Genomic DNA, 18399 nt, shown 5'->3' with positions numbered 1-18399 from the left:
AAGGCCGCCGCGCACACCGCTGTCGACCTCCGCCTTCTTCACCCACTCATTGAGCGACTGCGCCGTGCAGCCGATCTTGGCCGCGATCGAGGACACCGCCGCCCAGCGCGACCGATGCTCGCTTTCGCGATCCAAAACCATGCGCACCGCTCGGGCACGCACCTCGGGAGAAAACCTGTTCGTCGTCTTGCTCATGATGGCTCCACCTTCTCAAGGTTTGGAACCTCCGGCAAACCCGGCGCGGTTCAAACTGCCGCCGGCTGCTGGGCAAAGCTGGCCTTTGAATTTTCTCCGGCAGGGAGACCCACCATCGTCAGCGTGGTCACGAAGGATACATCCGACGATGCCAATGGCCCCGACATCGATGCGCAGCAGGTCTATCTCAGGGTCTACTGGGACGGAACGGTCTTTGCCTTTCACTACTCCTTGGACGGAAAATCATGGTCGCTTGTTCGCCTGTTTGCGCTGGCGGTCGGGGAGTGCACGCCGACGATCGAGTTGACGGCCCAATCTCCCATCGGTGAGGGGTGCTTGGTCAGCTTCGGTGATGTGTACTGGAAAGCGGAGACCCTGAGCGATTTGCGGGACGGATCCTGATAGACATCCATGAAGGCAGGGCATCCGAACCAATGTGTAGGGGTGGCGGTTGGTCCGCCTTTGCCACCGTCGCGCATGGCGGTTCCAACAAACAGGCGAAACTCCAGCTAGACTATCTTGACCGGTTATGCTGCAGCTTGGACAAGTCCCTGCCGACATCGACGGTTACCTGCCCCCGCAACCAAACCTTTCAAGAATTCAATACACGACACGCCACGCCGCCAGCGGCCGTGGCCGCACGGACTGTCGGCGTGGGGCCAGCCCCTTGGAAACTGGCCGCCGCGTCCTGCGCGCACGGCTCCGGTTGCGTTAACAGCGCGCGAAAACAGCTCTTCCGAGCGCCGCAGGCCTTCGTCTGTCAGCATTAGCGATTTGGGCTTGTTCGCCGGTCCGCCCTTCCGGTGCAGACGGTCCGTCACGTCGCATTCGAAACCCTTCCAGGCGTGACGCTCGTCGTGCGGCGTCGGCCACAGCGGCGCCAGGACGGCGTCGTCGAACCTGTCGGTGCGATCTGCAAGCGCGCATCACAGCACAGGTGGCGCGTCTCCCTCGACCCTCAGCGGATGTTTGCCGTCTCGGCGCATCGCGAATGCGGAGCCGTGCGGCGATCAGCTTCCCGTGTTTTCCCGATCCGGAAACTCCACCACGAACCTTGCTCCGCCGTCCGCCGGCCGCTCGTGGCGGACTGTCCCGCCATGGTGGCCGGCGATCTGGCGGACCAGCGATAGGCCGAGGCCCCATCCGCCGGCGGTCTCGCCGCGGCCCGAGGGGCGGTAGAACGGCTCGAAGACGCGCCGGCCCTCGCCGTCGGGAATGCCGTCGCCGTGGTCGCGCACGCTGAAACTTATTCTTCCGCCGGCTCTTGCCACCTGAGCGGTGACCGGCGGCGCGCCGTGGCGGAGCGCGTTCTGCATCAGGTTGCGGATCAGCCGCGTCAGCAGGCGCGGGTCGCCGTTAACGATTGCGGGCGTGCCGGAGATCTCTATGCCGTTGCGGGCGCCTTCCTCGGAGGCAAGCGCCAGGAGATCGACGGGCTCGACATGGTCCAGCCGTTCGGCGTGGTCCAGCCGGCTCGCCAGCAGGATCTCCTCCACGAGGTCGTCGAGTTCGCCGAGATTGCGAACGATCTCGTCCTTGCGCGCCGCGCCGGGCGACTGCTCGTAGAGATCGATCGCCATGCGCAGCCGGGCGAGCGGCGAGCGCAATTCGTGGCTGGCATTGGCGAGCAGGGCGCGGTGCGCCATGATCATGCGCTCGATGTGGTCGGCGGCGCGGTTGAAGCTCTGCGCGACCGCGGCCACCTCGTCGGAGCCGCTGGCGGGTACGCGGGTCACCAGCGCCCCTTCGCCCCAGGCGTCGACGCCCTTGCGGAGCGTTTCCAGCCGCCGCGTCAGGTGGCGCACCACCGGATAGGCCGCCAGGCCGATGACGCCGGCGATCATGACGAGATAGGCGAGGGGATTGCGGCCGCCGGGCCCGAGCGGCCGCTCCATGCGCGCCGCAACGGTACGCCCGTCAGCGAGCCTCATGGTCAGGCCATGATCGTTGTCGTCATCTTCGTCCTCGTCATGCATGCGGCCGCGCCATTCGCGAATCCGGTCCGGGAATGGATGGCCCGCGAATGCGACCAGCCGGCCACGGCGATCGTAGATCGCGAGATCGGCGTCGAGCGCGCCGCCGAGCCGCCCCAGCAATGCGTTCAGTTCGGCAGGGCTCGCCTCCGGCGGCAGCATGGCGGCGATGAACTGGTCGCGGCGGCCGCGCCAGCCCCGGTCGTCCTCGTCGTGCCCGATCCACACGAAGGCGGCACTGGCGATCGCAACGACCGCGAGGCTCGCAAGCAGCGTCAGGTAGATCTTGATGAACAGGCTGTTGCGCCAGGCGAAGGGGACCAGCTTCACTGTCCGTCGTCCTGATAGCGGGCGAAGACGTAGCCCGATCCGCGCACGGTCACGATCCTGCGCGGGTGTTTCGGGTCGTCTTCGATGGCGGCGCGGATGCGCGACACATGGACGTCGATCGAGCGGTCGAAGGCTTCAAGCTCCTCGCCGCGCACCATGTCCATCAGCTGCTCGCGCGACAGCGTCCTGCCGGCATGGCCCGCGAGCGCCACGAGCAAGTCGAACTGATAGCTGGTCATGGCGCAGTCGCGCCCGTCGATGCGGGCCGAGCGCGAGGCCGGATCGATCTCCAGGCGTCCGAAGCGCATCACGCGCGAACCGTTCGTGCCCGACGCGTTGCGGCGGCGCAGGATCGCTTTCAGGCGGGCCAGCAGCTCGCGCGGATTGAAGGGTTTTGGGAGATAGTCGTCGGCGCCGAGTTCCAGCCCCACGATGCGGTCCGTCTCCTCGCCCTTGGCCGTCAGCATCAGGATCGGTACGTCGGAGAGCTGGCGGATGCGCCGGCAGGTCTCGAACCCGTCATGGTCGGGAAGCATGACGTCGAGGATGACGAGGTCGGGAGGGCGGCGGTGAATGTCCGCCATGCCCTCCGTTGCCGTCGCGGCGGTGGAGACGCGGTAGCCGTTGCCGGCCAGATACTCCGCCAGCATGGCGGAAAGGCGCGTGTCGTCGTCGACGATCAGGACCTGTTCCGCCATACCCTCGTCTTCCTTCCGCCCTTTCGCGCCCCGCTTACCAGCGACCACGCCCGGAGCGGCGTTCCTCGACGTGCTCGGCGAGTTCGGCGCGCTGTTCCGGCGTCAGGACTTCGGCCGCATCGAGCAGCGCCTTCGTCATCTTCCGGGAGGCCTCGTCGAGTGCGGCAATGCGTTCGCTGCGCAGCTTCTCGGCCGCCTCGCGGTCGATCTCGGGAGCACTCAAGAGTTCGAGCACCTCGCCGCGCGTGTTGCGGAAGTCGATCGCAGTCGATCGGATGTCGCCGCGTACGCCATCGAAGATCTCCCAGATCTTCTTCTCCTGCTCGGCCGTCGCATCGATATCGTCCAGCATCTCGCCCATCCCGCCATGCATGAAACCCATGCCTCCCATCCGGCCGTGCATGCCGGGGCCGTGGCCCGGGCCCCAGCCGCCACCCCAGCCGCCGCCTTCCGCCTGCGCGGTGACCAGTCCGGCGCCCGCGATGACAGCCACGGCGAGCCCACCGATGGCGAGGCCGCGCCGCCAGCCGGCCGACATGCCCGAACGTTCCGGACCTTCGTTCCTGTCGATCTCGTTTTCCATCTCACGATCCTTTTCCCAGACAGCGACCATCGCCGTCCATGGTCGGAGACTAGCCGCGCAACGTTTCCGCGATTGCGGGCGAATGTAAAGTTGTGTGAAGCTCGGCGCGCAGGTGGAGCGCCTGAAAAAAGGCCGGATCCGCGAAGGACCCGGCCAGGATTGGAGTTGCCATAAAGGCTGAACCTCCAGAGGGGAACACCCGCCGGGCAATGGGAGGAGATGCGCCCGACGGGATGCGATGAAGATGAGCATTCGACACTCGCTTAACAAGTGTACAAAGCCCGCAATCGAATGGTCCAGCCGCCGGAAAGGACTGAACGCCGATGCCGCCATGGTTCGTGAAACGGGAGCTGGCGGCGGGCCTGACGGTCCTAACCGAACCGGCGGTGCACGGCTTTTTCTGCGCCAATCTTTATTTCCTTCAGGGAAGGGATCGCGACCTCCTGGTCGACACAGGAATGGGGCTCGCTCCTTTGGCGGCGCAGCTTCCGGTCACGCCCGGCAAGCCCGTGGTCGCGGTCGCCACCCACATTCATCTCGACCACGTCGGATCGCTGCACGAGTTTGCCGAGCGGTGGGGACCGGCGGTCTCGGCAGACGCCTTCGCCACCATGCCCGACGAATCGACCTATGCCGACATGTTCCGAACCTTCGCCGGCGGCGTCGAACGCTTGCCGTACGAGGGGTGGGATCAATCCTCCTATTCGCTGCGCTCCGCGCCGCTGACGCGCCGCCTTTCCGAGGGCGATACGATCGATCTCGGCGACCGGCGCTTCAAGGTGCTGTCGCTGCCCGGCCATTCGCCCGATTCGATCGGGCTCCTGGACGAGACGGACGGCCTCTTCTTCAGCGGCGACGCGATCTATCCGGGCGGGCTGATCGACGACCTGCCGGATTCGGACCCGGACGCTTACCGCGAGACCATGCGCCGCATCCTCGACCTGCCGGTGCGGATCGCGCATGGCGGGCACGGCGAGAGCATGACGCCGGCGGAGATGGCGGGGATCGCGCGCACATACCTCGATGGTGACAGCTGAGGACGCTCGGGGATGAGGGACAGACCTGTCAGGAGCAGAGCCGGGACCGATTGCGCGCTGCCGGGGAGAGGAATACGCTTCCTTCATGTCCGACCTGTTTTCCGGCAGCAGCGAACGCCGCATCGAGGCCAACGGCGCTTCGCTCTTCGCCCGCGTCGGTGGCAAGGGGCCGCCGCTGCTTCTCCTGCATGGCTTTCCGCAGACGCATGCCATGTGGCATACGCTCTATCCGGCGCTGTCGGATCGGTTCACCTGCGTCATGATGGACCTGCGCGGCTACGGCCGTTCGTCATGTCCGCCGAACGATGCCGGCAACGAAGCCTATTCGAAGCGCGTGATGGCGAAGGACGCCGTGGCGTTGATGGCCTCGCTTAGGTTCGAACGCTTTGCGGTTGCAGGTCACGATCGCGGCGGTCGTGTCGCCTACCGCCTCGCGCTCGATCATCCGGAACGCGTCACGGCGCTTGCCGTGCTCGACATCGTGCCGACAGCGGTGATGTGGCGGGCGATGGACGTGCCGCTCGCCATGAACGCCTATCACTGGTTCATGCTGGCCCAGCCGGAGCCGTTGCCGGAAATGCTGGTCGGCGGCGATCCGCAAGGCTTCGTCGACTACACGATCTCAAGCTGGACGCGCACGAAGGATCTTTCCGCCTTCCATCCCGAAGCCCTGGCCGATTACCGAACGTGCTTCGCCGAAGCGGGGCATGTTCACGGTGCCTGCAACGACTATCGCGCCGGCGCGACCATCGATCGCGCGATCGACGAGGCCGATATGGCGGCCGGGCGCAGGATCGCCTGCCCGACGCTGGCGCTCTGGGGCGACGAGGGGTTTCCCGCGCAAGCCGCGACCCCGCTCGACGTCTGGCGGAACTGGTGCGTCGCGGTGGAGGGCAAAGGCATCGAGGCCGGGCACTTCATCGCCGAGGAGAATCCGCGTGCGACCATCGAGGCGATGCTCCCGTTCCTGGAAAAGCACGCCGCCGCGACATCCTGAGCCTTTTGATCGAGGTGCCACTGCCCGGCGGCGCCCGCAGTGCGGCGCGACGCAGCGACGCGTCTTTTCCGCTGGACAGGTTTCAACGGCTGTGGATTGCTTCCCGCTCGTTCGGAAAGGTCACGACATGTCCTTCGAAACCTGGCTCGCCTTCGTCGCGGCATCCTCGGTCCTGCTGGTCATCCCGGGACCGACGATCCTGCTCGTCGTCTCCTACGCGCTGGGGCAGGGGTGGCGCACCGCCCTGCCGATGGCGGCGGGCGTTGCGCTCGGCGACTTCACCGCGATGACCCTTTCCATGCTAGGCATCGGCGCGCTGCTGATGGCGTCGGCCACCGTCTTCACGGTGCTCAAGTGGATCGGCGCGGCCTATCTGGTGTGGCTCGGCATCAAGCTCTTCCGGGCCGGCGGCAGGCTCGACGCCAGCCCGCGAACGGACCGCGTCTCGTCCGCGCGCATGCTTTCGCATGCCTGGCTGGTGACGGCGCTGAACCCGAAGAGCATCACCTTCTTCGTCGCCTTCCTGCCGCAGTTCATCGACCGGCAGGGCGACTTCGTCGCCCAGATGGCGATCTTCGAGGCGACGTTCCTGTGCCTCGCCTTCGCCAACGCCTTCGGCTACGCGCTGGTGGCGTCGCGGGCGCGCAGCGCGATACGCAATCCAAGGATCGTCTCCGCCTTCAACCGGACCGGCGGAGCGCTCTTGATCGGCGCCGGTGTGGCGACGGTCGCCGTCCGCTCCGGAAACTGAGGCTCCGATGACCACGCACGATCTATTGGGCTTCGCGCTCTCCGGCGCCGACGAAATGAGTGCCGAGCATTACGAGGCCGGTCTTTCGGGATTCCAGCGCTTCGTCGGCGATCCCGTCGCGCATGCCGACGCGGCTATTTCGCGAAGCCCCGGCTTCGTCATGGCGCATGTGCTGAAGGGCTGGCTCTTCGGTCTCGCCACCGAACCGGCCGCGACCGCGGCGGCGCGGGACATCCACGCGACCGCGGCGGCGCTGCCTGCCGATGCCCGCGAGAAGGGCCATGTCGCCGCGCTCGGCGCGCTGGTCGACGGGCACTGGCATCGAGCATCCGAAATCCTCGAAGACTTGACGCTCGATCATCCCCGCGACGCGCTCGCCCTGCAGGCCGGACACCAGATCGATTTCTTCACCGGCAATGCCCGCATGCTGCGCGACCGCATCGCGCGCGCGGCGCCCGAATGGGACGACGCCATGCCGGGCTACCACGCCATCCTGTCGGCCTATGCGTTCGGGCTGGAGGAGACCGGCGACTATGCCCGCGCGGAGGCGGCCGGGCGCCGCGCCGTGGAGCTCGAGCCGCGCGACGGCTGGGGCCAGCACGCGGTGGCGCATGTCATGGAGATGCAGAGCCGCCAGCGGGACGGCATCGCCTGGATGCGGGCCGATCCCGACCGCTGGTCGACCGACAGCCTGATGAAGGTCCACAACTGGTGGCACCTGGCGCTCTTCCACCATGATCTCGGTGACCATGACGAGATGCTGGCGCTCTACGACGGTCCGGTCGAGGGCGGCACGTCGAATTTCGTGCTCAACATGGTCGATGCCTCCGCGCTGCTCTGGCGGCTGCACCTGCGCGGTGTCGATGCCGGGCAACGGTGGACGCGGCTGGCGGAACTCTGGGCGCCCTTCGCGACCGCGGGCAACTACGCCTTCAACGACGCGCATGCGATGATGGCCTTCGTCGGCGCCGGGCGATCCGACCTCGCCGAGACCCTGCTGCGGGCGCAGGAGGAGGCGATCGGGCGCGGCGACGACAATGCGTCCTTCACGCGCGACGTCGGCTATCCCGCCGCCAGGGCGATCAACGCCTTCGGCGACGGCGATTTCGCCACGACGGTTCGCCTGCTCAAGCCGCTTCGTGGGCAGGCCCACCGCTTCGGCGGCAGCCACGCGCAGCGCGACGTGCTCGACCTGACCCTGATCGAAGCGTCGCTGCGCTCCGGCAACCGCCCGCTGGCCATGGCGCTGGCCTCGGAGCGGAAGGAACTGCGGCCCGACAGCCCGCTGTCGCAGCTGTTTGTACGGCGGGCGGCGGACATGGCCGCTTCGCCACCGCCGCGCTGAATTATTCCGACCGGCGAAAAAAATCTTCCCGAACAGCCCGAATCCCGGTTTTCAGCGGGACGTTTTTTGCTATGAGTAGGGTGCCGGCGGTTTCTGGTCCGACCAGATAAGGGTTGGCGAGGGAGATGTCGCCGCGTCGCAAGAAGCGCGGCGGGAGGAGAAACGCATGTATCTCGGGCTCGACCTCGGAACGTCGGGGGTCAAGGCGCTCCTCATTGATGGCGAGCAGCGCATCGTTGCTTCGGCGACCGGCGCGCTCGACGTTTCGCGGCCGCATTCCGGCTGGTCGGAGCAGGATGCAGCCGACTGGATCCGTGCGACGCGCGAGGCGGTCGGTTCGCTGAAGGCTTCGCACGGGCGCGAACTCGCGGCGGTGAAGGGCATCGGCCTATCCGGCCAGATGCACGGGGCGACGCTTCTCGACGCCGTCGATCAGCCGCTCCGCCCCTGCATCCTCTGGAACGACACGCGCAGCCACGAACAGGCCGCCCGCCTCGATGCCGACCCGCGCTTCCGCGCCGTCACCGGCAACATCGTCTTCCCCGGCTTCACGGCACCGAAGCTCGTCTGGGTGAAGGACAACGAGCCGGACATCTTTGCCAAGGTCGCGAAAGTGCTGCTGCCGAAGGACTATCTGCGGCTCTGGCTTACCGGCGAGCACATCTCGGAGATGTCGGATTCGGCCGGCACATCCTGGCTCGACGTGGCACAGCGCCGGTGGTCGGGCGAACTTCTCGCGGCGACCGGGCTCGACGAGAACCACATGCCGTTGCTGGTGGAGGGGACCGAACAAGGCGGCACGCTTCGCGACGAACTCGCTTCGGAATGGGGCATGGGCGCCGGCGTGGTCGTGGCGGGTGGCGCCGGCGACAACGCGGCGTCGGCCTGCGGCATGGGCACAGTCGGGCACGGCCACGCCTTCGTCTCGCTCGGGACCTCCGGCGTGCTGTTCGCGGCGACCGACAGCTATCTCCCAAATCCGGAAAGTGCGGTCCACACCTTCTGCCACGCCCTGCCGGACACCTGGCACCAAATGGGCGTGATCCTCTCGGCCACCGACTCGCTGAACTGGCTTTCGCATGTTACCGGGCGCAACGCGGGCGACCTCACGCAGCTACTCGGCGACGACCTCAAGGCGCCGACGGGCGTGACATTCCTTCCCTACCTTTCCGGCGAGCGGACGCCGCACAACGATGCCGCAATCCGCGGCGCCTTCGTTGGGCTCGGACACCAATCCGGACAGGCGGAGCTGACCCAGGCGGTGGTCGAGGGCGTCGCCTTCGCGTTGCGCGACAATCTGGAGGCGCTGAAGGCCGCCGGGACCACGCTTGAGCGCGTCACCGCCATCGGCGGCGGGTCGCGGTCGCGCTACTGGCTGAAGGCGATCGCCACGGCACTCGGCGTTCCGGTCGACATCCCCGCAGACGGCGATTTCGGCGCGGCCTTCGGCGCGGCGCGGCTCGGCCTGATCGCGGCGACGGGCGCCGACCCGCTGGCGGTCTGCACCGCGCCGGCGACGGCCGAGACCGTCGAGCCGGACGCCGGCCTCGCCGAGACCTATGCCGACGCCTACCAGCGCTTCCGCGCACTCTATCCGGCGATACGGGGGGCGATGTGATCGCCGCCGCCCCCCGATCCGGGCTATTGCGCGGGAACCTTGTCGAGGAAGCCGATCACCTCGGCGAGCCGCCCATCCCGCACATGGCAGACGTCGGTCCCCTCGATCGGGGCTTCCGCGCCGTCCGGCCCCAGGCTCCAGGAGAAGCGGACATGGGTGGCATGGCCGTCGGGCTGACCCTTCACGGTGAAGCGGAAGCCGGGAAAGCGCTGCTGAACGCCCGTCACGAGCGCGTCGAGGCCGGCATGGCCGTCTCCCTGCATCAGCGGGTCGCGATAGACGACGCTCTCGGAAAACAGCGCCGCGATCCTGCGGCTGCGCGCGTTCGCATCGGTCTCGTTCCACACGGCGACATAGTCCTCGGCGATCGTCTTGGGGTCGGTCATTGTCGTTCGCCTTCTCAAGTGCGACTGAACGCGACCGTTTTCGCGCGGTGCCGCGGCGCAACCAATTACCCGCAGCGTAATGACTGCGGATCCTTCCAGGCCGGCTATGTGCCGGCGAACAACAGTGAGGAGAGCTGACGTGAGCACCGGTTTCTTCGGCGACATCGCCAAAATCGAGTTCGAGGGGCCGGACAGCGCCAATCCGCTCGCCTACCGCTTCTACGACAAGGACGAAGTCTTGATGGGCAAGCGCATGGAGGACCATCTGCGCTTCTCGATAGCCTACTGGCATTCCTTCGCATGGCCGGGGGGCGACCCGTTCGGCGGCCAGACCTTCGAGCGGCCCTGGTTCCCGAAGGCCGGCGGCACCGACACGATGGAGCTTGCCCGTCTGAAGGCCGACGTCGCCTTCGAGATGTTCTCCGCGCTTGGAACGCCCTTCTTCTGCTTCCACGACGCCGACGTGCGCCCCGAGGGCGAGACGCTGAAAGAGAGCATTTCGCGGCTCGACGAGATCGCCGACTATTTCGGCGGCAAGATGGAGGAGACCGGCGTCAAGCTGCTCTGGGGCACGGCCAACCTCTTCTCGAACCGCCGCTACATGGCCGGCGCCGCGACCAATCCGGACCCGGACGTCTTCGCCTATGCCGCCGCGACGGTGAAGAGCTGCATCGACGTGACCAAGCGGCTTGACGGCCAGAACTACGTGCTGTGGGGCGGCCGCGAGGGTTACGAGACGCTGCTCAACACGGACCTGAAGCGCGAGATGGAACAGGCGGGCCGCTTCCTTGCCATGGTGGTCGACTACAAGCACAAGATCGGCTTCGAAGGCACGATCCTGATCGAGCCGAAGCCGCAGGAGCCCACCAAGCACCAGTACGACTACGACGTCGCGACGGTCTACGGCTTCCTGCGCAAGTTCGGGCTGGAGAACGAGGTCAAGGTCAATATCGAGCAGGGCCACGCCATCCTTGCCGGCCACTCCTTCGAACACGAACTGGCGATGGCCAACGCGCTCGGCATCTTCGGCTCCATCGACATGAACCGCAACGACTACCAGTCGGGCTGGGACACGGACCAGTTCCCCAACAACGTGCCGGAGATGGCGCTCGCCTACTACCATGTCCTGCAGGGCGGCGGCTTCACCACCGGCGGCACCAATTTCGACGCCAAGCTGCGGCGCCAGTCGCTGGACCCGGCCGACCTCCTCCACGCCCATGTCGGCGGCATGGACTGCTGCGCCCGCGGCCTCAAGGCGGCGGCCCGGATGGTCGAGGACAAGGCGCTGTCCGGTCCGCTCGAGGAGCGCTATGCCGGCTGGAACTCGGGCGAGGCGAAGGCGATGCTCTCGGGCAACGGCACGCTGGAACAGATCTCCGAGCACGTGCTGTCGAACGGCATCGAGCCGCAGCCGAAGTCGGGCCGGCAGGAGTATCTGGAGAACATCGTCAACAGGTACGTTTGACCTAGCCGCCGCCGAGGCAGCTATGCCAGCAGGATGACGAAGCCCCAGAGCAGCACGAATGCCGCGGCAGCGAAGGCGGCGTCCATGCGCGAGAAGAGCGGAGAGTTCGCGATCGTGCGCGGTCGCGCGCCGAGTCCGCGCAGTTCCATGGAAATGGCGGCGCGGGTCGCGCGGCGTATGGCGTAGGCGAGCAGGGGGATCAGCAGCGACGCTGCCTCGACCGGGCCGGGGATGCGTCGGGGCGGGCGACCGCGCCGCATGGCGCGCGCCAGCCTGATCCGCTGCGCCTCGCCGGCGAGGTCCGGCACCAAGTTTACCGCACTGAAGAGCGCGAAGCCGAGGCTCGGCGGGAGCCGCCACGAAGCCATCAGCGCCTTGATGAAGGCGCCAGGATCGGTGGTCAGGGCGAAGAGGGCGGAGATCATGCCGCAGGCGACGGCGCGCAGGAAGAGCACCACACCGGCCGAGAGCGCCTCCGAGCCGAGTGGAGCCTCCTCGGCCATGCGCTGGGCGAAGCCGCCGTCCTCGCGGAACAGCAGGCTGGTCGTCAGGAAGCCGAAGCCGAACAGGGCGAAGGGGACCGTCAGCAGCATGACAAAGACGGGCGAGCGCCGTTCGAGCACGATGAGGATCGCGGCGGCGACGAGGATCGCCACGACCTGGAAGCGCGCGTCGAAGACGAGGATGGACGCGGCCAGCCAGGCCATGCAGACAACGAGCTTGGCAAGCGGATGGACGCGGCTCAGCATGGCGCGTGGCGCCCGAGCCAGCGCATCGCGGGCATGACGGCGGGCTCACGCAGCCCGCCGCGTTCGAGCAGCGCGCGGTCCGCCGCGACGGCGTTCATTGGCCGGTCCGCGATGATTGTCCCGTTGCCGACCACGATCGCGCGCCGGCAGGTCCTCAGCGCGAAGTCCATGTCGTGCGTGACGATCGCGACGGCCCGGTCCGCAACGGCGAGCGCGGCGATCCGCCGGGCGAGGGCGTCGACGCCAGCCGCGTCGAGCCCGGCCGTCGGCTCGTCGAGGATGAGCAGCGGCCAGCGGTCGGTCGCGGCGAGGCAGAGCAGGGCGAGCCGGCGCTTTTGCCCTTGAGAAAGCTCGAAGGGATGACGCTGTGCCAGGCCTTCCAGGCCCCACGCATCCAGCAGGTGTTCGGCCTCCCGCGCAGCGTCGGCCGCCGGCATGTCCGCCGCCAGAGCTTCGGCGACCTCGTCGAGCACCGAGCCGGCGATGAGCTGACTTTCCGGGTTCTGGAAGGCCATGCCGGCTGGCTGTCCCTCGCGCCGGCCCGCCTTCAGCCGAAGCAGGCCCGCGAGGCTTGCCGCGAACGTCGATTTGCCGGCGCCGTTGCGACCGAGGATCGCCACCGTCTCGCCGCGGCGAACCGAAAGCGTTATGCCTTCGAGGACGGTCGGGCCGAACAGCGGCGCGCAGGCGGCGCCGAACAGGCCCGCGACGACCTCGCCGGGTTCTGCTTCCGGGACCGGCAGGGTTCGGCCGGCGACGAAGCGCGACACCGCGCCGATGGCTGCCTTGCGGGTGCTGGCCGGCGGTGGATCGATGGCCCGTAGCGCGTCGTCGACAGTCAGGGGCGGCGTTTCCGCCACGAGGCCGGCCTCCGCCAGCATCGCGTCGAGCTCCGCCGCCGCCGGCCGCCAGATACCCATCGCGGCGAGATCGGTTCCGTACCTGCGAAACAGAGGGCCCGGGGCATCGACGGCGAGCAGTCCGCCGTCGCGGCCGAGCACCGCGACCCGGTCGACGGACGCGAAAAGCCCGTCCAGCCGGTGGTCGACGATAAGGATCGTGCGCGCGGGATCGTCGAGGATCAGCCGGCGCAGCCGGTCCGCCGCTTCCGGCGCGAGATGGGCGCTGGGTTCGTCGGCGACGAGGAGGGGGGCCTGCTGGGCGACGGCTGCCGCAAGCGCGACCAGCTGCTTCTCGCCGCCCGACAGCGATGCGGTGCGGCGGGCGCGCCATTGCCTCGGAATCTCGACGCGCGTCATCGCGGCCTCGACCGCGGAGGCGATCTCCGACTCGGGAAGCGCCCGGTTCTCCAGCGCGAAAGCGATCTCGTCGCCGACCGTCATGCCGCAGAGCGTGTGCTCGGCGTCCTGCAGCAGCCACGCGGTGGTGTCGGCCCACTCGGCCGGTGTGCGAGCGGCGGTGTTGCGCCCCATCAGCCGGACCTCACCGCTCACGCTGGCGGGGATCGTGCCGGGTATCAGCCCCGTCAGGGTCGAAAGCAGGGTCGACTTGCCCGCGCCGGACGGCCCGAGAAGGAGCAGCCGCTCCCCCCGGCGCACCGCGAGCGAGACCGGACCCACGGAGTCCTCTGACTGGTAGGGATACCGGACGCGGACGTCGCGCCAGGCGAGCGCGTCGTGCCCGTCAGACATGCGCCCGCCGCGCCCGGTCGATCCCCAGCCCCGACAGGACGCCGGTGCGGTAGAGCGCCTCGGTCACGAGATGGCCGGCGAGGCCGCCGAGCAGCGCGCCGCTGAGGCAGCGCAGCCCGAACATGGCGATCAGCAGACCCGGCTGCAACGATCCGTAGTCGAACCGGATCCATGTGTAGACGAAGGAGAAGACGGCCGCGCCGACACCCGCCATGACCAGCACGCGCAAGCGGTAGTCGCGCCAGCGGGTCGCGGCGAACACCGCTTCCGCACCGGCACCCTGAACGAGGCCGGTCAAAAGGAGCAGGAGGCCGGCCGGACTGCCCAGCAGTATCTGCACCACGGCCGCCAGCACCTCCGACAGGAGCGCGGCGCCGGGCTTGCGGATGATCGCGGCTGCGATGATCGAGACGATGAACCAGAAGCCCATCACCACGTCCATCGTGATCGCGCCGAAGATCGCCTGGGCGACGAGCCAGACCTGCACCCAGGCCAGGTAGAGGACGCCGAACACGGCGCCGAGAACGGTGACGATGAGGATTTCGCGCAGAGTCCAGGCGTTGGGGGCTTGCATGGCGGTGGTACCTTTCGGGTTGGGATGGGAGGTCCGCGCGCCGCCGCCTTCGGCGGCAGGACGTCAGGCGACGGTGGGGCTGTTGGCCGAGACCTTGAGGTCCATCGCCACGTGGCCATCGGGCGCACCGAAGCGCAGGAATGCCTCGGAGAGCGTTGCGAAGACCGGGCCGACGTCTCCGCGCAGCTTGGTGCAGAAGTTCTTGGAGCGGTCGAACACCCCGGAGCTCTTCAGGAACTCGATGCAGCCGTAGATCTCGTCCATGTGCTGGCCGATGCCGAGCGGATAGATGGAGAACTGGGCCGCGATATCACGGCCGAGCGGGGCGGCGGCGGCGACCGCGCGCCGCGCTTCGGCGATGCGCTCCTCCAGGCCGGTCTGCGGACCGCTGGGGTTGATCGGAGTGCAGATTGGGTCGTCGGGCTCGCCGGGGCAGCCGCGCGACACGGTGGCGGCGAGCACGCAATGGGCGCCGCCCGCCGCAGCAGCGGCGAACAGATCCCGCATGGCGGGGAAGAGCTGCTCGGGAGGACCGACGATGAGGGTGGAGACGTCGTCCGTCTCGATCCTGAAGTCCGGACGGTAGGGTTCGAGCGCCTTGATCGCGCCGAGAATGATGCCGACGAAATCGTCGGACATTGGATATAGGGAAACCTGTGCGCCGGAAAACATCTTCGCCTCGCTCCGCTGGCATTAACCAGATCAGCTTGAGGGTCCGCGGGCTTGGCGTCCGCATCTCAGCCCCGGCGATACGGAGCACCCCTGTCGATGTCGGAAGTAGTAGTGGCCGGGGGCAGGGCTTGCAACCTTAAAAATCTGACCCGCCAGCGGGGACGGCTCGCTCCCGCCCCATTCGCTGCAAGCTTGCTTCGGTCGGCCAAAAACCCGATACATGCGTGCGCTTCCGGGGAGGTTCGATGCGGCAGACGTGGCGGTGGTTCGGTCCGAAGGACAAGGTGACGCTTTCCGATGCGCGCCAGGCCGGCGTCGAAGGCATTGTCACGGCGCTGCATCACATCCCGACCGGCGAGATCTGGCGGCCCGAGGAGATCGAGAAGCGGCAGCGCGAGGTGGCGTTTGCCGCCGACGGGTCGATGAACCACCTGAAATGGGAGGTGGTCGAGAGCCTGCCTGTCTCCGAGGCGATCAAGACCCAGACCGGCGACTGGCGCGCCCATATCGTCCACTACCGCCGCAGCCTTGAAAACCTGGCGCGGGCCGGGATCGAGGTGATCTGCTACAATTTCATGCCAGTGCTGGACTGGACGCGCACCGACCTCGCCTGGCCGGTGGCGCATGGCGGCAGGGCGATGCGCTTCGACCTCTTCGACTTCGCCGCCTTCGACATCCACATCCTGAAACGCTCCGGCGCCGCCGGGGATTTCTCGCCGGCCGTCGCGGCCGAGGCCGAGAAGCGCTTCCGCGCCATGAGCGAGGACCGCAAGACCGAACTCGCGGCCAACGTCACCGCGGGCCTGCCCGGCGCGGTCGAAAGCTGGTCGCTGCCCGAACTCCAGGAGCATCTCTCGACCTATGACGGCATCGGCCCCGACAGGCTGCGCAAGAACCTGATCGATTTCCTGACCGAGGTCGCGTCGGACGCGCAGCGGCTGGGGCTCAGGCTCTGCTGCCATCCCGACGACCCGCCCTTTCCGCTGCTCGGCCTGCCGCGCATCATGTCGCGCGAGGCGGACTACGTCGCCGTTCTCGATGCCGTCGACCTTTTCGCCAACGGCGTCACCTTCTGCACCGGCTCGCTCGGTGCGCGGCCCGACAACGACCTGCCGGCGATGGTGCGCCGGCTGGCGCCGCGCATCCACTTCGTGCACCTGCGTAACGTGCGCCGCGACACGGAGGAGACGCCGTGCTCGTTCTTCGAGGACGAGCACCTTTCCGGCCAGACCGACATGGTAGCGGTGGTGGCGGCGCTCTTGGACGAAGAGAAGCGGCGACGCGCCGAGGGCAGGGCGGACGCCGAAATCCCGATGCGGCCCGACCACGGCCAGGACATCCTCGACGACCTCCACCGCGGCGCCCAGCCCGGCTATCCCGCGATCGGACGGCTGAAAGGCCTGGCGGAACTGCGCGGGGTGATGGCGGGGCTGAAGTTTGCGGGGTGAGACGGTTATGACTCTAGCAGGCATCGCCAAGCACCCCCTCACCGACCCTTCGGGCCACCTCTCCCCCTGCCCGGGGGAGAGGAAACGCAGCGTCGGCTTTGCACCAGGACTTCGACACTCGAGCGAGATCGCCTCGGCGCGATTCCTCTCCCCCGGGCAGGGGGAGAGGTGGCTCGCGACGCGAGACGGTGAGGGGGTGCTTCGTGCAGCCCTCAAGTCACGCAAGATCCGTCCGCCGGCCATGCAGGAAATGTCTGAAGCCGACAGTCTCTTGAGAGGTCGGCGTGCCCGCGCCTCAAATCTGTCCATGCGTGCCGCGCGATGACCCGTCTCTCGCAAACTTCCGGCCTCCCCTCCACCGTCGCCGTCCCCGCTTACGACCGCGCCAATCTCAAATCCGGCATCGTCCACATCGGCACCGGAGCGTTCCACAAGGCGCACCAGGCGGTCTGCACGGACGATGCGCTCGGTGCCTCGGGTGGGGACTGGATGATCACCGGCGTCAGCCTGCGCTCCGGTGACGTCGCCGATGCCATGAATCCTCAGGACGGGCTCTACACGCTTCTTGTGCGCGGCCCCGAGGGCGTCTCGGCGCGGGTGGTCGGCTCGATCCGGAAAGTGCTGGTGGCGCCGCGCGAGCCCGATGCCGTGCTGGCGGCGCTCGCCGCTCCGGAAACGCGGATCGTCAGCCTCACCATCACCGAGAAGGGCTACGGGCTCGACGGGCGCACGGGTGGGCTCGACCGGGGCCATCCGGCGATCGCCGCGGACCTGAAGGACCCCGAACACCCCGTCGGCGCGGTCGGCTTCATCGTCGAGGCGCTGCGGCTGCGCAAGGAAAGTGGCCTGCCGGGTTTCACCGTGCTGTGCTGCGACAATCTCCCCAACAACGGCAAGGTCTTGAAGCGGCTGGTGCTGGAATTCGCACGCGAGCGCGACGCCGGTCTCGCCGCCTTCATCGAGGCCAACGTCAGCTTTCCCTCGACCATGGTCGACCGCATCACGCCGGCGAGCACCGACGACACGCTCGCCGACGCCGCGCGGCTGACCGGCCGCGAGGACCGCGCGGCGGTCGAGACCGAGCCGTTCACGCAGTGGATCGTCGAGGACGATTTCGTCGCCGGGCGCCCGGATTGGGAAGCCGGCGGCGCGCTGTTCGTAAAGGACGTTGCGCCCTACGAGAAGATGAAGCTCAGGATGCTCAACGGCGCGCATTCGACGCTCGCCTATGCCGGATATCTCGCGGGGCACACGTTCGTGCGCGACTGCATGAAGGATGCCGACCTCGTCGCGGTCATCGAACGCCACATGGAGGCGGCGGCAAGGACGCTCGATCCGGTGCCCGGCATCGACCTTGCGGACTATGCGCGCGATCTCAGGGAGCGCTTCGCCAACCCCGCCATCGCGCACCAGACCTACCAGATCGCCATGGACGGGACGCAGAAGCTGCCGCAGCGGCTGCTCGAGCCGGCCCTGATTGCGCTCGACCGTGGCCTGCCGATCGATGCCTACGCCTTCTCCGTTGCCGCCTGGATGCGCTATGCGACGGGCATCAACGAAGGCGGCGAGACCTATCTTCTGCGCGACCCGCGCGAGGCAGAGATCGCCGAGCGGGTCGGGGAGGCGAATGGCGATGCGGCAGCGCTCGTGGAAAGACTGCTCGCTCTTCCCGGGCTGTTCCCCGAGAGGCTCGCCGGCTCCACCGAATGGCGGGAGGCCGTCACCGCGAGGCTGGCGAGAATGCTCACCCAAGGCATGCGCGCCGCGATCGCGGCGGAAGCGGCTGCCATTCGTGGCTAGCGCCACGCCGTCTGCCCAACGTCGCACGGGCTCTGGCCTTCATGGTCCTGTCATGAAAAGATGCTCGTTCGAAGGGCTCGTTGCGCGGAGCGAGGCGCGTGCCGTCCTGCCCGGCGAGAGCGTTTG

The 18399-nt window shown here is 67.9% G+C and carries 18 protein-coding genes, 1 pseudogene and 1 riboswitch; of the genes and pseudogenes, 9 read left to right on the top strand and 10 right to left on the bottom strand.

The window, feature by feature from the left end; all coding sequences use genetic code 11:
• A partial coding sequence (locus ABGN05_RS28195) for a transposase (protein WP_367957363.1) occupies positions 1–195 on the bottom strand: 195 nt, incomplete at its 3' end.
• Between ABGN05_RS28195 and ABGN05_RS28190 the strand changes: the two genes are divergently transcribed.
• Entirely contained in the window at positions 115–597 is a 483-nt protein-coding gene (locus ABGN05_RS28190; protein ID WP_367957362.1) for a DUF1349 domain-containing protein, read from the top strand. The genes ABGN05_RS28195 and ABGN05_RS28190 overlap by 81 nt on opposite strands.
• A 317-nt stretch (positions 598–914) precedes the next feature.
• Here the strand turns inward: ABGN05_RS28190 and ABGN05_RS28185 are convergent.
• From ABGN05_RS28185 to ABGN05_RS28170, 4 genes and pseudogenes are all read right to left on the bottom strand, one after another.
• Positions 915–1079: pseudogene (locus ABGN05_RS28185) on the bottom strand (DUF6429 family protein); the annotation flags it as partial.
• Positions 1080–1205: 126 nt separating this feature from the next.
• Positions 1206–2498, bottom strand: a complete 1293-nt coding sequence (locus ABGN05_RS28180; protein ID WP_367957361.1) for a sensor histidine kinase — start codon at positions 2496–2498, stop codon at positions 1206–1208.
• Entirely contained in the window at positions 2495–3196 is a 702-nt protein-coding gene (locus tag ABGN05_RS28175; protein WP_367957360.1) for a response regulator, read from the bottom strand. The genes ABGN05_RS28180 and ABGN05_RS28175 overlap by 4 nt, the downstream gene beginning before the upstream one ends.
• 34 nt (positions 3197–3230) lie before the next feature.
• Entirely contained in the window at positions 3231–3779 is a 549-nt protein-coding gene (locus ABGN05_RS28170) for a Spy/CpxP family protein refolding chaperone (RefSeq protein WP_367957359.1), read from the bottom strand.
• A gap of 323 nt (positions 3780–4102) precedes the next feature.
• On the opposite strand from ABGN05_RS28170, the gene ABGN05_RS28165 reads away from it, so the two are divergent.
• The 5 genes from ABGN05_RS28165 (at position 4103) to xylB (ending at position 9527) form a co-directional block, all read left to right on the top strand.
• Positions 4103–4816 (top strand): MBL fold metallo-hydrolase, encoded by a 714-nt coding sequence (locus ABGN05_RS28165; protein ID WP_367957358.1) that lies wholly within the window; start codon positions 4103–4105, stop codon positions 4814–4816.
• A gap of 85 nt (positions 4817–4901) precedes the next feature.
• A complete protein-coding gene (locus tag ABGN05_RS28160; protein ID WP_367957357.1) occupies positions 4902–5813 on the top strand; it encodes an alpha/beta fold hydrolase in 912 nt (303 codons plus the stop codon).
• A gap of 127 nt (positions 5814–5940) precedes the next feature.
• Positions 5941–6564 carry a LysE family translocator gene (locus ABGN05_RS28155; protein WP_367957356.1) on the top strand — a complete coding sequence of 208 codons (624 nt, stop codon included), beginning with the start codon at positions 5941–5943 and terminating at the stop codon, positions 6562–6564.
• Positions 6565–6571: 7 nt separating this feature from the next.
• Positions 6572–7909 (top strand): tetratricopeptide repeat protein, encoded by a 1338-nt coding sequence (locus ABGN05_RS28150; RefSeq protein ID WP_373695992.1) that lies wholly within the window; start codon positions 6572–6574, stop codon positions 7907–7909.
• A gap of 166 nt (positions 7910–8075) precedes the next feature.
• On the top strand, positions 8076–9527 hold the full coding sequence (xylB, locus tag ABGN05_RS28145; protein ID WP_367957355.1) for a xylulokinase: 1452 nt from the start codon (positions 8076–8078) through the stop codon (positions 9525–9527).
• 23 nt (positions 9528–9550) lie between these two features.
• Here xylB and ABGN05_RS28140 read toward each other — a convergent pair whose 3' ends face one another.
• Positions 9551–9913 carry a nuclear transport factor 2 family protein gene (locus tag ABGN05_RS28140; RefSeq protein ID WP_367957354.1) on the bottom strand — a complete coding sequence of 121 codons (363 nt, stop codon included), beginning with the start codon at positions 9911–9913 and terminating at the stop codon, positions 9551–9553.
• Positions 9914–10052: 139 nt separating this feature from the next.
• On the opposite strand from ABGN05_RS28140, the gene xylA reads away from it, so the two are divergent.
• A complete protein-coding gene (gene xylA / locus ABGN05_RS28135; RefSeq protein ID WP_367957353.1) occupies positions 10053–11378 on the top strand; it encodes a xylose isomerase in 1326 nt (441 codons plus the stop codon).
• A 20-nt stretch (positions 11379–11398) separates the two neighbouring features.
• Here xylA and ABGN05_RS28130 read toward each other — a convergent pair whose 3' ends face one another.
• From ABGN05_RS28130 to ABGN05_RS28115, 4 genes are all read right to left on the bottom strand, one after another.
• Entirely contained in the window at positions 11399–12127 is a 729-nt protein-coding gene (locus ABGN05_RS28130) for an energy-coupling factor transporter transmembrane component T family protein (RefSeq protein WP_367957352.1), read from the bottom strand.
• On the bottom strand, positions 12121–13779 hold the full coding sequence (locus ABGN05_RS28125) for an ABC transporter ATP-binding protein (RefSeq protein ID WP_367957350.1): 1659 nt from the start codon (positions 13777–13779) through the stop codon (positions 12121–12123). Before ABGN05_RS28125 ends, ABGN05_RS28130 begins: the two co-directional genes overlap by 7 nt.
• Positions 13772–14353, bottom strand: coding sequence for an ECF transporter S component (locus tag ABGN05_RS28120; RefSeq protein WP_367957349.1), 582 nt, complete (start codon positions 14351–14353; stop codon positions 13772–13774). Before ABGN05_RS28120 ends, ABGN05_RS28125 begins: the two co-directional genes overlap by 8 nt.
• Before the next feature lie 63 nt (positions 14354–14416).
• Positions 14417–15025 (bottom strand): YkoF family thiamine/hydroxymethylpyrimidine-binding protein, encoded by a 609-nt coding sequence (locus ABGN05_RS28115; RefSeq protein WP_367957348.1) that lies wholly within the window; start codon positions 15023–15025, stop codon positions 14417–14419.
• Positions 15016–15127: riboswitch (TPP riboswitch) on the bottom strand. (Overlaps the previous gene by 10 nt.)
• Before the next feature lie 143 nt (positions 15128–15270).
• Between ABGN05_RS28115 and uxuA the strand changes: the two genes are divergently transcribed.
• Together uxuA and ABGN05_RS28105 are read left to right on the top strand one after the other, a co-directional pair.
• A complete protein-coding gene (gene uxuA, locus ABGN05_RS28110) occupies positions 15271–16473 on the top strand; it encodes a mannonate dehydratase (protein WP_367957347.1) in 1203 nt (400 codons plus the stop codon).
• A gap of 321 nt (positions 16474–16794) precedes the next feature.
• Positions 16795–18273: a mannitol dehydrogenase family protein gene (locus ABGN05_RS28105; protein ID WP_367957346.1), complete on the top strand. Its 1479-nt coding sequence runs from the start codon at positions 16795–16797 to the stop codon at positions 18271–18273.
• Positions 18274–18399: the final 126 nt, after the last annotated feature.

Origin of the sequence: Aquibium pacificum (assembly GCF_040839445.1) — a bacterium.
In the GTDB taxonomy this organism is placed as follows: Bacteria; Pseudomonadota; Alphaproteobacteria; order Rhizobiales; family Rhizobiaceae; genus Aquibium; species Aquibium pacificus.
This window is presented reverse-complemented; position numbering and strand designations above follow the sequence as displayed.